The sequence below is a fragment of the Burkholderia sp. 10_S31 genome (assembly GCF_056930375.1).
This window is the reverse complement of record NZ_JBXOWK010000001.1, coordinates 2630248-2644521: the sequence shown is the minus strand read 5'-3', so window position 1 is coordinate 2644521 and position 14274 is coordinate 2630248. Positions and strand designations below refer to the sequence as shown.

Annotated in this window: 12 protein-coding genes and 1 pseudogene; 12 read left to right on the top strand and 1 reads right to left on the bottom strand. The window is 57.0% G+C overall.

Annotated elements, in window-relative coordinates; all coding sequences use genetic code 11:
* Positions 1-570 precede the first annotated feature (570 nt).
* The 8 genes and pseudogenes from AC1Z3W_RS11830 to AC1Z3W_RS11795 all read left to right on the top strand — a co-directional run.
* Positions 571-1503 carry a LysR family transcriptional regulator gene (locus AC1Z3W_RS11830; protein ID WP_483507642.1) on the top strand — a complete coding sequence of 311 codons (933 nt, stop codon included), beginning with the start codon at positions 571-573 and terminating at the stop codon, positions 1501-1503.
* A gap of 267 nt (positions 1504-1770) precedes the next feature.
* Positions 1771-2475, top strand: a complete 705-nt coding sequence (locus AC1Z3W_RS11825; RefSeq protein WP_060067741.1) for a response regulator transcription factor — start codon at positions 1771-1773, stop codon at positions 2473-2475.
* 48 nt (positions 2476-2523) lie between these two features.
* Positions 2524-2688, top strand: coding sequence for a hypothetical protein (locus AC1Z3W_RS11820; protein ID WP_154817319.1), 165 nt, complete (start codon positions 2524-2526; stop codon positions 2686-2688).
* Positions 2689-2985: 297 nt separating this feature from the next.
* On the top strand, positions 2986-3759 hold the full coding sequence (locus tag AC1Z3W_RS11815; RefSeq protein ID WP_048985709.1) for an SDR family NAD(P)-dependent oxidoreductase: 774 nt from the start codon (positions 2986-2988) through the stop codon (positions 3757-3759).
* 78 nt (positions 3760-3837) lie between these two features.
* Complete coding sequence (locus tag AC1Z3W_RS11810) at positions 3838-4722, top strand: alpha/beta fold hydrolase (RefSeq protein ID WP_124551276.1); 885 nt, start codon at positions 3838-3840, stop codon at positions 4720-4722.
* Between the two features lie 248 nt (positions 4723-4970).
* Entirely contained in the window at positions 4971-6095 is a 1125-nt protein-coding gene (locus AC1Z3W_RS11805; RefSeq protein ID WP_175761017.1) for a porin, read from the top strand.
* A gap of 106 nt (positions 6096-6201) precedes the next feature.
* A complete protein-coding gene (locus tag AC1Z3W_RS11800; protein ID WP_483507641.1) occupies positions 6202-7530 on the top strand; it encodes a purine-cytosine permease family protein in 1329 nt (442 codons plus the stop codon).
* Between the two features lie 84 nt (positions 7531-7614).
* A pseudogene (locus AC1Z3W_RS11795) lies at positions 7615-7833 on the top strand (transposase); the annotation flags it as partial.
* A 759-nt stretch (positions 7834-8592) separates the two neighbouring features.
* Here AC1Z3W_RS11795 and AC1Z3W_RS11790 read toward each other — a convergent pair.
* Positions 8593-9291, bottom strand: a complete 699-nt coding sequence (locus AC1Z3W_RS11790) for a response regulator transcription factor (protein WP_483507640.1) — start codon at positions 9289-9291, stop codon at positions 8593-8595.
* 422 nt (positions 9292-9713) lie between these two features.
* Here AC1Z3W_RS11790 and AC1Z3W_RS11785 point away from each other — a divergent pair, with 422 nt between their 5' ends.
* The 4 genes from AC1Z3W_RS11785 (at position 9714) to AC1Z3W_RS11770 (ending at position 14257) form a co-directional block, all read left to right on the top strand.
* Entirely contained in the window at positions 9714-11213 is a 1500-nt protein-coding gene (locus tag AC1Z3W_RS11785) for an APC family permease (protein ID WP_124832831.1), read from the top strand.
* A 104-nt stretch (positions 11214-11317) separates the two neighbouring features.
* A complete protein-coding gene (locus tag AC1Z3W_RS11780; RefSeq protein ID WP_124832830.1) occupies positions 11318-12571 on the top strand; it encodes a ferredoxin--NADP reductase domain-containing protein in 1254 nt (417 codons plus the stop codon).
* Between the two features lie 23 nt (positions 12572-12594).
* Positions 12595-13050, top strand: a complete 456-nt coding sequence (locus tag AC1Z3W_RS11775) for a flavodoxin domain-containing protein (protein ID WP_060067731.1) — start codon at positions 12595-12597, stop codon at positions 13048-13050.
* Between the two features lie 10 nt (positions 13051-13060).
* Positions 13061-14257 carry a cytochrome P450 gene (locus tag AC1Z3W_RS11770; protein ID WP_483507639.1) on the top strand — a complete coding sequence of 399 codons (1197 nt, stop codon included), beginning with the start codon at positions 13061-13063 and terminating at the stop codon, positions 14255-14257.
* Positions 14258-14274 lie beyond the last annotated feature (17 nt).

Sequence of the window (14274 nt, the reverse complement as noted above, 5' to 3'; positions counted from 1 at the left end):
GCGCGACACACTATCCGAGGCTCGCTCGGCGTGCCTCGAATTCCTGTCGCGGATGCAGATCCGTGGCGCGAGACTTAGTTGTAGCCGAGGATCGATACCGACCGGAGATCGGGCCGATCGGGAACATTCGCCACGATGGAAGACATCGGTTCACGCAGAAGGGCGGTGTACGGAGAGACGTTTCGCTGGTCCGTGGCGGGTACGTTTCGATGGTTCGTGCGGGTTACCGGGGCAGCGTTGTGAAGGGCGGTGCCGAGAACTTTCCGTGGCGTCATGGGGCGAGGGTCCAGATATATCCGTCGTTTCGAGATTCGCGGTTTGCCGAATGGCTTTCGCACTCTACGTCATAAAGAAGGAATGCGAATAAATAATAGGATCGGAGATGATCTTGAGCCAACGAGAAATTCCGCACACGGCTGTCAACATTTTCCTGACAAGCAGAGACCAACGTAGCGATGTTCGACGCCAATGTGCTGTCTTCGCCGTGTTGACTCGAGAAGATCGACGGACGCAGGCAGGTGTTCTGTGGCGTATGACGGGACGGAAACCTGCATCCTCGATGGTGAGGCAATGAATACACGCTTCCTGGAGACGTTCGTGATGCTCGCGCAACAAGGCAGCTTCCGGGCTACGGCGCGTCTTCTTCATACTTCGCCCGCGACGATATCGACACGTATCAAGGCTTTGGAAGACGAGTTGAGGACCGAGCTCGTCGATCGAACGGCGGCGGATTTTCGTCTCACCCTGTCTGGGCAGAGCTTGTTGACGCTGGCGATGAACGTGGTAGACGCGACCCTTGCGCTCAAGAAGGCAGCCGGTCTCGATCTCGCGTTACGCGGACCGATACGTTTCGGCGTGATAGACACGATCGTTCACAGCTGGCTTTCCTTGTATGTGACGCAGTTGAGGGAGCGCGTCCCGGGCTTGGTGGTCGAGCTGACCGTAGATTCGAGCCCGGCGCTGAACAAGAAAATCTTGCAGGGCGAGCTCGACATGGCTGTCTGCGCAGAGGTTGTTGGGAGCGATAAGGTCACGTCGAGCAGGATTGCAAGCTATCCGGTTCGATGGATTGTCAGCCGGGAGCTGCTTTCCGGTTCGGACGTGGATCCGGTTCGCCTCGCCCTGGCGCGGCCGATACTGACATTCGGAAGGGGCACGACGTCGCACCTGGCGGTGGAACGCATCGTCCGAACACTGGCCGGTGGAGCCGGCATCCCGGACGAGGCGATACACATAACCTGTGCCTCTTCGGTCGCTGCGATCGTGCAATTGGTGCGTGATGGATACGGTGTCGGGGCAGTCCCGCACCTGTTCGTGCATGACGAACTGGAGAACGGGCGAATCGCCGAGCTCGCGCTGGAGCCGCAGCCGCCGTCGATCGACGTGTCGTTGTGCATGCCGGTCAATGCATCACCGGCCGTCGTAGCGGCAGCCGACGCGGCCCGGGATGTGTGCGCTACATACTGCCGAGGAAAACCCGAGACGCTGATCCGGGCCGCGTGACTGATCATCCCGATTGCGGTCGTTCGGGCAGTGGGGGTGTACCGATTGACTTTCGGAATATGGTCGCCGGCGGGTATATGACTTCCCTAATATGATCCGGCGGCGCGTTACGGTAGCCTGTCGCATTAGGTATCAGATGTTAGTCTGGTGCGAATTTCATGCTCTCCGCTCGTGAGGCTTGCGGTTTCGGTGCTGGCGCACCTGTCGGGCCGCTGATTTCGGGCGATCAGCGCTCGCGCTCATCCCTACCGGCAAAGAGAATTGGCGATGTTAGTCGAAGTCAGCAAATTCAGAGAATCCCAGGAGTTCGCTCTTCAGACCGTTAACTTTGCGCGGTCGATGCTCAACTGTTCGGCAGCCGTGTTCACATGGCTCGATTCGCACGACCAGCTATTGCCGCACACCCAGATGGGATGGCCCGAAGAGACCATCAAGGACTATTACACGGTATTCGCCTCGGCCGATCCGCTGAACGTCTATCGTCTGATCAAACAGCGTGCGACCGTAGTGACCCTCAAAGGGGCAAAGCGCGACGACCAGCACTCCAGTTGGTCGGATTACCAGCGGAAGTACGGGCTCGTGGACGAAGTCGGGTTCCTGTTCTGGGCGGGAGATACGCCACTAGCGTGCCTCTCCGTCATCAAGAAGCAAGGCGATAGTCCGTTCTCGACTCCCGAACCCTTCGGACAGATGTACGACTATATGCAGCACAGCTTCTCGATGCTTGCATCCGTCAAGAAGGTCCAGGCAGACCACGCGCTGAGAAACGAGTATTTCCTGACGGAGCGGGAGCTCGCAGTCGCGTCCCTGATGACCGCCGGCCTGTCCAACAAGGATATCGCCGAGACACTGGGCATCGAGCTTGCCACGGTCAAGTCACATGTTATTCGAATCCTGGGCAAGCTGGGCATCGAGAGCCGAACCCAGCTTGCGGCATTCTCCGCCGACCTGGGCACACCGACAACGAAATAGCCTGGGTGCACCGGGGCGGTGCGTTCGTCTTCGCCGCCGGTTGCATCAATGGAAATTTTTCTCATCCTTTGGATGGACGAACGGCGTCTTGGCCATACATACAATGGTTTCAAGGCCGCCGGACATCATCCAGACGGTCGTAACGCTCGCATTGGTTCACGCCTGTTGCGTGGCCTGACAGCTCACTTCATCGATCACGATCTTCAACCTTGAGGATGGTGCGTGTTACACATGGCTTGAGCGGCGTCCGGCTGTCAATTCGCATAACGAATTAACTTCCGATGCGTGACGGATGTTTGCCGAGTGCCGGTTGATTGTGGACCGTATTCGGTCCAGTTCGCCGAATTGATAGAAATTCGTGATCTGCATGCATCGAGAATCACAATTGGACCTCGTCTAATTGGCGCAAGACGATGCATGCACGCGAATCCTGGAAACAGAAAGCGCACGATTCGCCGGCTCAGTGAGCAGCGCACGTGCTGGTTAAAGTGAAGTCAAGGAGACGTTTCAGTGAATGATTATTCCGGGCGCGTGGTTGTCGTAACCGGTGCTGGTTCCGGCATGGGGCGAGCAATGGTTCGCGAGTTCGTTTCGAGAGGGGCGAACGTAGCCGCACTCGACATCAATCTCAAGAATGCCGTTGCCACTGTCGAAGCGTTGGCGAATCCGTCGATGGCGTACGCACATCAAGTGGACGTCAGCGACCCGCGCAGCGTCGAGGCCGCTGTCAAGGCGGTGATCGAGCGTTGGGGGCACATCGATCTTCTGTGCAATAACGCCGGCATTCTGGATGGACACGCGACGGCTCACGAGGTGAGCGTCGAAGAGTGGGACCGCGTCATCGCCGTTAACCTCACGGGACCGTTCCTGATGGCCCGAGCGGTCATTCCGCAGATGTTGAAGCAAGGCAAAGGGGCGATCGTGAACACGTCGTCCACCTCGGGCTTCAGTGCTGCGGGCGGCGGGACTGCCTACACGGCGTCCAAACACGGTGTGATCGGTCTGACTCGACAACTCACGTTCGAATACGGCGCGCGCGGCATTCGCGTCAATACGATTTGTCCGGGCGCAACCGCAACCCCGCTGGCGATGTCGGAGCACACGACGGCGAATTCGCCTGATATGGAGGCGGCCCTTCAGAAATTCCCGGCCCGCCGCTGGTGTCAGCCGGAAGAAATTGCCAAGCTCGCCGCGTATCTGGGCGGCGACGATGCCGACTTCGTGCATGGCAGCGAGTACGTGATGGACGGCGGCTGGCTTGCTGCTGCCCGGGATCCCTTCTGAGCGGGTGTTTGGCTACACGCGTGGCGCGGCGCAGGTACCCGCGCCTGCACATGTCGGTGGAACAACAGGAGCTTGTGAATGTTTTCGAATCGTGAATGGCCGGAGACCGGCATCGAAGGTTTCAAGCGAGGCTTTCAGACGGTTGATGGCGTGCGGATGCATTATGTGAGCGGCGGCAAGGCGGACGGCGACGTGCTGGTTCTGATTTGCGGTTTCCCTCAAAGCTGGTATGCATGGCGCAAGGTTTTGCCTCTGCTTGGGCATCGGTACCGTGTTATTGCCCCGGATCTTCCCGGGCAAGGTGACTCGGATCGTCCCGCGGGTACGCTCGACACGGCTAAGGCCGCCAGGCTCCTTCGTGGCCTGGTCGAGAAACTCGGTGTCGATCGACATGCACTTGTCGTACACGACATCGGTGGATGGGTCGGTTATCCCTATGCGGCGATGAATGGCGACAAGGTCACGGCCCTCGCGATCCTCGACACGGGTATCCCGGGCATCAGTCTTCCGGATACGCTGCCGTGGGCTTCCGACGTTGCGTGGCGGACGTGGCACGTCGCATTCCACAACATCCCGGATCTTCCCGAAGCGCTCTTGGCCGGCCGCGAACACATCTATCTCGAGTGGTATTTGCAACGGAAGGCGGCAAACCCGCAGGTGTTCTCCCAAGCGGACTTCGAGGAATACCATCGCGTGTTCCTGACGAATGGCCTGAAAGGCGGTCTCGCTTACTACCGTGCTATCTCGGTGTCTGCGGAGCAGAATCGCGAATTGAGCGCGAAGGGCAAGCTCAAGATGCCAGTTCTTGCGGTCCGTGCAGATCAGGGATCAATGCCCGACCTGGTTCCGCAGCTGCAGCAGGTCGCGGCGGACGTTCGCGGCACGATGGTCTTTTCCGGACACTATATCCCGGAAGAGGCGCCCGAGGCGCTTGCAAAGGAACTCGAGAGTTTCTTCGGCTAGTACGAGCGGACAAGCCGGCGCCGCTTCTGACGATCTGGCCAGCGTCTGGAGAAATCCGGCGCCCAGTTCGAACGGGTATGGAGCGCGCGCCGCATGCTGCCGAGCGATGTCAGTGCGTCGCGGGCGCTGCACTCTGCCCGATGAGAGATTGTCGATCTTGAGATGGAAACGGAAGGCATCGAAGAAATTCGATGGTTCGTTTAATCAGTATTCCTAGTGAAATTAACTTTGGTGATTTTGGGGGGGGAATGAACAAGAAAATCATTGCAGTCGCCGCACTGAGCATCGTAGCTTACTCGCAAGCAAAGGCTCAAAGTTCCGTAACGCTCTATGGGATCGTCGACACGGGTGTGGGCTATGTACACAACAGCGGCGGGCAGAGTTCGCAAGTGAGGATGTTGCCCAGCAATCTTTCGGCTTCCCTGTGGGGATTGAAGGGAACGGAGGATCTGGGTGGCGGGCTCTCGGCCATCTTTACAGTAGAGAGCGGCTTTGACGGCACGAACGGCGCGCTTGCGACACCGGGAAAGTTGTTCAGCCGACAAGCGTTCGTGGGCATTTCGAGCCAGTACGGCACCCTGACGCTCGGTCGTCAGTACGATCCGCTGACCGATCTCGAACAGCAGTTGACCGCTGATGTCTACAGCGGCTGGTTCGCTACGCCGGGTGACGTCGACAATTACGATTCGAGTGCTCGATTCAACAACGCCGTGAAATGGGTGAGTCCGTCGTGGGGCGGTGTTTCGGCCGAGGTCATGTATGCGCTCGGTGGCGTCGCTGGATCCACGGGGTCGGGGCAGACGTGGAGCGCAGCAGTTGGCTATCAAAGCACGTCGTTCAGCGTCGGCGGCGGCGTTCTCCACATCGACAACGGCAACGCAACGTTGCGCAATCGCGGCACCTCCTCGTCCGACTCGCTGTTCAATTCGCCGGTAAATGCGGCTTATGCGTCAGCCCGGTCGATCAATATCGCCCGGATCGGTGCCAATTACGTTGCGGGCCCGTTCACGGTGGGCGCGGCGTATGGCTATGCCCAGTATTCGGCCGATTCGGCATCGACGTTCACGGGGTCGGAGAAGTATCACAACGGTTCGGTCTTTGCCCAGTATCAGGTGACGCCTGCGTTCCTGCTCATCGCCGGCTACAACTACACGCGCGCACTGGGGGATTCGTCTGCCAAGTACCACCAGGTGAATATCGGGGCCGACTACAGCTTGAGCAAGCGCACCGACGTCTATGCGCTCGCAGGGTATCAGCATGCAAGCGGGCAGAACGGGCAAGGCGCCGCCGAGGCTTCCATCGGGTCGTACGGAATTGCGGCGGGCAAAGGTACTCAGGAAGTTGTAGCCGTCGGCCTGCGGCACAAGTTCTGAAGCAATCTGTATGAGGCGCCGCGGACCGATACGAGGGTGATTCCTTCGTGAGTTCCGCGGCGCCGCGTTGCTCATTTTCCTGACACGAAGGTATTGGGATTTCTGTATGCCGGCATCAACTCACTCCGATGATGATTACGCGTCCAGTCCGGTTCCTGAAGATGCAAGGACCGGTTGGAAGGGCATATTCTTCGCTACGTTAGGTATTGCGACCGCGCTTTTCTTTGCTCAGATTGCGTCGATCATTACCGTGAGGTTTGGCGTAGCAGCAGCGCTGATCGGACTGGCCTACGGATACTGCGTTTCGACATTCGTCGGTGTGCTGCTCGTTCGTCGATCCATCCAGACAGGGTTTGGCATCAATATCTGGGCCAGAACCGTGCTCGGGTATCGTGGAGCGGGATTATTCAGCCTGGCCTACGGAGTGGCCTGCCTCACTTACTTCGTCGCAGAAGCCAGCATCATGGGGGCTTCGCTGCAGGCTCTCTTTCCGCAAGCTCCTCATGCGTTGATATACATCTGCCTTGTCTTCGTCATGTTGCCGCTCGTGTGGTCGGGCATGAAGGTCCTTGCAAGATTCCAGACGATGAGTCTGGTGCTGTTCGTTGTGTTTGTTGTGTGGGCGATAAGAAACGCGCTTGATGTTCCCGTGGCTGGCGCTCCGCTCCCGGAGATTCGGCTTGCGGCAGCCCCCTTCACCAGCCTGCTTGAAGTATTGGGCATCGTTAACGGTCTCGCCTTCATCATTGGTCTTGTGACTGCCGACTATGCAAGATTTGTGCGCAAACGAGAACTCCGAGCAGGGACGGTGTTTGTTGGCGCGTTGTTTCCAGCGTTCTGTTATGGGATCACCGGGATCTTGGGGATCTGGTTCGCTGTCCAGATGCGGGAAAGCAATCCTGGCGTCTATTTCGTTTCGTTGCTGGGTGCGGGGGGGATCATTTTCGCGTGTACGACGCAGCTCAGAATCAATCTCGGGAACATCTACTCAGGCACCGTTGCCTTCGTCAACGCACTCGAGCATCTATTTGGCGTTTCCGTCAGCAGAAGAGTCGTCATCGTTGCTTTCTGCGCGGTTGCGGCCGCTGTGCTGATTTCAGATGGTACGCACTTGCTCGCGAGTGCCCTGAACTATATCGGTATGTCCATGGCTTGCTTCGTCACGTTGCTTCTCGTCGATCAGTTCTGGGTTGGACGATCCCGAGATGTGCCCGATGTCATGCCTCAAGTGATCAAGAACTGGCGATGGACGGGATTGAGTTCATGCCTGATCGCAACCCTATGTGGAGTGTGCATCGGTAACGCATCGCTCTTCCCATCGTTGTACCAGTGGGCGACACCGGTGTTGGTGTTTGTCCAGGTGATCCTCTTTGTTGGTATCGAATCGTACTGCAATCGACGAAGGGAACTGTCGTCACATGCTGCCTCGAGTTAGAGGGGCCATGTGAGAAACGACCTGTTCTCTGGAGCGCTAGGCTACCTGACGCCAGCAAAGGTCACTTTCGAGGAAGGTTTGAGAATGCGGAAGCGCTTTACGGACGAGCAGATCATCGGCTTCTTGAGAGAGGCCGAAGCTGGCGAGGCGGTCCAGTATCTGTGCAGGACGTACGGTTTCAGCGATACCTCCTTCTACTCTTGGCGGGCGAAGTTTGGTGGCAACGACGGCGTTGAATCGCAAAGGTTGAAGTACCTTGAGGGCGAGAATGATCGACTAAGGAAGCTATTGGCGGAAGCCTTGGCCAAGCAAGGGGCATCGGGTATCGCTAGAGACGATGTGTAGATCGTCCACGTCGCCTGGGTCGTCGTCGTTCCGATGTCGTTGTGATTGGCGTCGAGCGATCCGGCGTTCGACTTGAACAGATCATGATGCTTCGCGCTTTGTCGATTGTAACCACCTCTGCGCTTCAACGTCGGGTTGGCGCGCAGACCTCAGTAGTGGACTCAACAGGGAACCGAGTCATGCGAAAGATATTCCTGCGATCGCTGCATAGCCGTCATCCGATTGACTCAGCGGAGGTCTCTGCTTGTCAGACGGATTCCGATGCTGGAATCCGTAACATTGAGTCAGACCGAAACAGCTTGGTTACGTACTACAGCCTCGGACAAGTGGTTGCGCACCTGCGTTTCGACGCGCGGAATGGAGAGCAGAGTCCGGCCGAGCGTAGCCGAAAGTAAAAAAACCGGTCCAACTTCAGATCACGGCATGGAAGCGGCCACCGCGAGAGTACGCGGTGGAAACGCCACAGAACATGCCAATTCGGCCCCGATCTCTCGTCTGTACCTTTGACGAAGCTGTCGAAACCATGGCGTGTCAAGCTGATGGTATTGCGAAAGCTTGCAGGCTCAGCGGGCCGCGTGCGTTCGTATGGTGCCTGGAGCGGGGCGCAAGTCGTTTCGACGGCCTGGTTGAGGGCGGCGTCGGTTCGCCCCGCCTGCAACTGAACTGCAATGGACCGCACGCATCAGACTTCGCTGCCACGAGGCGGAACTGCAACGGTCAATCCGCAGTTATCGAGTGCAGAAATGACGCGACTTGTGACCGTGTATTCAATCCGAGCTTTGCCAGAACTCTTCCCACGTGCGTTTTGACCGTCACCAGCTCGATCTGGCATTCGTGGCAAATCTCCTTGTTGGAAAGTCCACTCGCAATCAAGTTGGCGATCGCTAGCTCGCGGGCTGTCAATAGATGGTGCTCGGTGAGTTTCCGATTGAGTCGATGGGTTTTTATTGAATTCAATCCGAGCAGGTTGTACTGGATATAGCTATGCATTTCCTGGAGTACGGATTCATTGTCGAGCGTCTTGTCGTGTCTGCCTTTTAGAACATTGAGAAAAGCGATGGCTCGGTTGTCCTGCCAAAAGACAAAGGCGGCCTCGTCCACGAACCCGTACCGCGCCATAAACTGTGCGTACGGGATGTGGCAATCTCTAAATCTATTGTCTGCGATCTTTCTTAGAGTAACGACCGAAGATCTGTTTGATAAAAGGAAGTCGGGGGAGATCGGATCGAACTCTCTGAAGTCTCGGTAATAGTCGCGAATCATCACGTCGCCGAGGCCGTGTTCCGTGCACGGTGGGATCTTCTGGGTAGCGTCAAACCAGGTAAAGATTGCGGCAGACGATTCCAGAAGGGTTTGGGAAAACGCAATGGTCCGCTTGGCGAAGTCCTTGCAATCGTCGTTCAGGTGATATCGCATGGTTTATCCAAGTGGAATAGACAAAGGATCCTTTTCCGAACCTGTCTGACGGAGGCTGGAACGCTGGCGGCCTACGCGAAAAGGCTGCTAGCGCGATGTTCAACGATTGGATGCAAGAACCGAGCCAAGGCGACTGGCGGGTCACACGCTCCCGTATATGGCGACGGTGGCGACGAATCCGGCCAAGTGCCAGGGTGCCGTAGAGGTAGACGCACGATCTGGAAGCGCGTCATTGCACGTTGGTCGTGCATGGCGCACCACGCGCGATCGGCGCTCCATCTTGAAGCGACGCATAGATACTTTCGGAGGATGTTGGCCAGAAATTCGCTGAATATAGTTCGGCTACCAAGTCAACGGGTTCTGCGGTACGCGCATCACAGTGCGATACCGAGAGAACCGCGCACAGAAAAGAGGTGGCTCGAATGAAGACAAGCGGTTACTGGGCGATTGCTGAGAAGGGAAATAAACTTACCGGGAATATGGGCGCCTTTGGTCTTGCGCTGAGTGTTCTGGCTTTTTCGGCCCCTCTCACGACCGTATCGGGATATGTGCCGGTCGCGTTGATGTATGGCGGTGCAGCCAGCCCTACCATCTTCATCGCGACGATGGTTCTGCTGATGCTGTTCTCGCTGGGATATCTGACACTCAACCATGCTGCGAAGCGACCAGGCGACTTCTACGCATTCATCACGCATGGATTGGGCAAGAGTGCCGGGCTTGGAGCCGGAATGCTCGCCACGATTACGTACTTCATCATCCTTGCCGGTGTTCCGGCGTATTTTGGCGTTGCGTCCGCTGATCTGCAGCGGACGCTCACGGGATGGGCATTCCCCTGGTACTACTTTACGCTCGCATGCTGGCTTGCCATCGCGATTTTCGGATATCTGCACATCGAAGTATCCGCGAAGTTCCTGACTTGGGTAATGGTCGCCGAAGTCATCGTTTGCATCGCGTTCTGCACTGGAGTTATTGGCAGCAATCCCCTGAGCGACTTGCCGCCGAACGCCATTTTTTCCCCATCCGGATTGTTCAACGCGAACAGCCCGTTTGCCATGCTGTTTGCCGTCTCTTTCTTTATGGGGTTCGAGGCGACAGCATTGTTCCGTGATGAGGTGCGCGACCCGGATAGAACCATTCCGCGAGCAACTTATGGTGCGGTTATCTTCATCGGTCTGTTGTATACGTTCTGCGCATATGCACTGATTCGCGTGTATGGACACGACGTGATCTCCGTCGCAACGCAATCGCCCGCCACCATGTTTCAGAATGCCTTCGACAAGTTCGTCAGTGCGCGGATGCGCACGCCGGTCGCGATCCTGGTTTTGACCTCGGCGTTTGCGTCCAGCTTGTCCATTCATAACGTGCTGACGCGTTATCTTCACAACCTCGGCATCGACGGCGCATTTCCGCAGTACCTGAGTGCGATCCATCCGAAGCATTTGTCACCGCACCGCTCGTCCGTTACGGTTTCGACGCTGACGCTGCTTGTTCTTCTGCCGTTCATCGTGACCGGGGCCCAACCGGAATTGCTTTACGGTCGACTGTCTGGCGTCGGTACCGCAGGAGGACTGATCCTTATGACCGTCGTGAATGTTTCATGTCTCGTCTGGTATTTCCGCGAGGGGCGGTTCATCGGTGCAGGCGTTTTCAAAGCGTGTGTTGCGCCCGGCATCTCCGCAGTCCTGTTTGTTGCGCTCGTCGTCCTCGTTGGCAAGCACTTCGAGCTTCTCGTTGGCGGCGAACCGGGCCAAAGCACGTGGATGCTCTATAGCCTGTGCGCAGTGCAGATTTTCGGGATGGCATTGGCTGTTTATTTCAGGAAGGCCAAGCCGGAAGTGTTCCGGCGGTTGGGGCGCAATCCTGACGTCGAGCCGCGAGATGGCGGCACGGACGACGAGGCCGTTCTCGCCGTCACCCAATGACATATCCATGCTTCGGATGTGAATCTCGATAGCTTCGGCTTCAGTCGCGAAGCAACTCGGCATCCGATTCATCTCCGTTTCAAGAGACCAGTCCAGGTACGTTCATGCGCATCATTAATCCATCCATTGCTGTCGTGGGAAGCGGACCGTCCGGGTGCTACCTGGCTCAGTCGTTGATAAAGGTTTGGCCGGATTCCGCAGTGTCGGTGTTTGAATCGGAGCCGGTACCATTCGGTCTGTTGCGTTACGGCATCGCGGCCGATCATCAGGGTTCGAAATCCGTGGCGATGCAGTTCGATCGGTTGTTTAGACGCGATGGGGTCAATTTTTTCGGGAATGTAACTATCGGAAAAGACCTGTCGTTTGAGCGATTGACAGAGAGTTTCGACATTGTGGCGCTCGCGACTGGTTTGGCAACGGATTCGGTTCTTCCGGTTCCACAACACCCGAAAGCAAACGTCGTTGGGGCGGGCGAAATACTGCGGGCGCTGAACGGCTATCCCGAGCCTCGGTTGCCCCATGACAGAGGGCGATTTTGCTCCTTGGGTGAATCGTTGGCGATCGTCGGGCACGGGAACGTCGCCATAGACGTTGCCCGGTTGCTGGCCAAACGCATCGAGCAATTCGATAACTCCGATATCGACGACGAGCGGCTATCGATGCTTCGCTCGAATCGTCTCGAGCGGATTCACCTCGTCGGAAGATCCAGCGCAGGCGACGCGAAATTTGACCTTGCCATGCTGCGTGAACTCTGTGATCTGGGGCATGTAAAGGTATCTGCATCGGGTCTTTCGAACGACGATCAGAGCGAAAAGGCACAAGTGCTGCGGAATGCCGCGAGACGCATCGTATCTGCCAAACCGCTGGTGGAAATTGTTTTCCACTTCGAATGTACGCCGGTGCAGGTCGACGCACTGCTGACGAAAAGTGTTTTGCGCGGACACTCGAAAGCGGAAGGTATCGTGAGCTTTCACGTTGACACGATCGTTACTGCCATTGGTTTTACGAACGAGGTCGGCGATATCGGCGCTCGATGCGGGCCGTGGCGTGCGTTGAATGTATTCGAGGTCGGTTGGGCGAAGAACGGCGGAAAGGGCGGGGTTGCCGCGAATCGCAGAGACGCACAAGCCGTGGCCGCGCAGATCGTTGCGATGGTGCAAGACGGAGCGCTGCCGATCGGCCGACCTGGACTGGCCGCGCTCGGAGACCAGTTTCCAACCGATTTCGTGAATTACGCCGGCTGGCTGGAGGTGGACCGGTATGAACGGGATGCGGCGGGGCCGAACAGGCTCCGCAAGAAAATTGCAGATCGCAGGCGCCTGCTGGAAGTTGCAAGGCAGGTCGTGAGCGTGGGGTAATCGTCTAAATATGAGCAAAAGAAATGAATGCATCAATTCTGATTCTGTTTGGCACGGAGAGCGGTAACGCAGAGATGGTTGCCGACGATATTGCGATGTGCTTCGCCGAGAAGGATATGCCGAGCGTCGTCAAATCGATGGCGGATCAAGCAGTGGACGAACTAGAGGCGGTCAGATTCGCGATCTTTGTTACTTCTACGTACGGTGAGGGCGATATGCCGGAGACGACCGAGCCGTTCTATCGCGCGCTCGTCGCGAAGCGTCCCGATCTGGCTTCGATGAGATTTGCCGCGTTTGGGCTCGGGGATTCCAGCTACGAGAATTACAACCGTGCAATCGATCTATTGACTGAGATGCTCGCTTCGTGCGGTGCAACGCAAATTGGCGAAACGGGACGGCACAATGCATCGAAAGGCATGCCTGCAAACCAGGTGGCGGTGGCATGGTCACAAGGCATCCTTTCGATTTTGGGCGAATAAGGTGGTTTCGATGAAAAATCAAACGGGCGATTTCATGAGCGATCCTTACCTTCCGTGGGCGGACCTCGCATTTCGCGACAACCCGTATCCGTGGTATGAGCGATTGCAACGCGAGGCACCGGTGTATCGGATTAGCGAACGTGAGTTCGTCGTCTCGAAGTATTCTGACTATGTGGAGTTTGCCAAGCATCCGGCGATGAGCATGGAGGAGCCGAACTGGGTGAAACCCCATCCGTGGCACGTGTTCAAGGAAAGTGTGCTGTTCTATGATCCGCCACGGCAGACGCTATTGCGGCGGCACTTCAACAAGTGGTTCACGCCGAAGATGGTCGCGGAGTGGGCGAAGCATACAAAGGCGCTTGTGAGCGGCGCACTGGACAATATCCCGCAAGATGGCATTGTCGAGGCTCATCACACTATTTGTGTCGTACCCACCCACGTCACGATGTGCCGCATCTTCGACATACCGGAAGACGACATCGAAGGTGTGATGGAGAACGGGTTGCGTATTGTCATGGCTCAGTCTCCGGCTTCAACGAAGGCGCAGCTGGACGATGCGGTAGAGGGGTTCAAGTATCTGTTCGACCGGTGCAACGCGTTTGTTGCCGAGAAGCGCCGAAATCCTGGAAACGGTCTTGCGGACGCACTAATCGAGGCACAAGCGCGAGGCGAACTATCCGAGGCTGAAGTCGTCCAGGCCATGGTCAATTTTTTCTTCTCCGGTGCACCTAATCCGGCTTACGTGCTCGCGTCGACGTTGGAGCATTTCACGCGCGAGCCTGAACTCTTCGACCTCTACAAAGCCGATCGCGAAAACCGCCAGGCGATGATCAACGAATTCTTGCGTCTGTATCCGCCAGAGATGTCCTTCACTCGGTACAACAAAGCCGCGGTTACGATCAGAGGCACGGTGATCCCTGAAAATAGCGTCATTCGCTTCATGACTGCGGCAGTCAATCGGGATCCTGATGTGTTCGAGGATCCGAACACATTCGACCATACTCGTTCGATGCGTGAAAGCCAGATGCTGTCGTTCGGCATCGGAACACACAGCTGCGCGGGGCAATTGATCAGCCGTGTCGAGATCGAGGTGATCTTGTCAGCCATAGCGGAACGCTATTCACGCGTGGAGCTCGCCGGCTCTCCCGCGGTTCAGCACGACGATCGCATTCGCAACTATTTGACTTTGCCGTTGCGCTTTTCCTGAAGCGACCGAGGACGGGA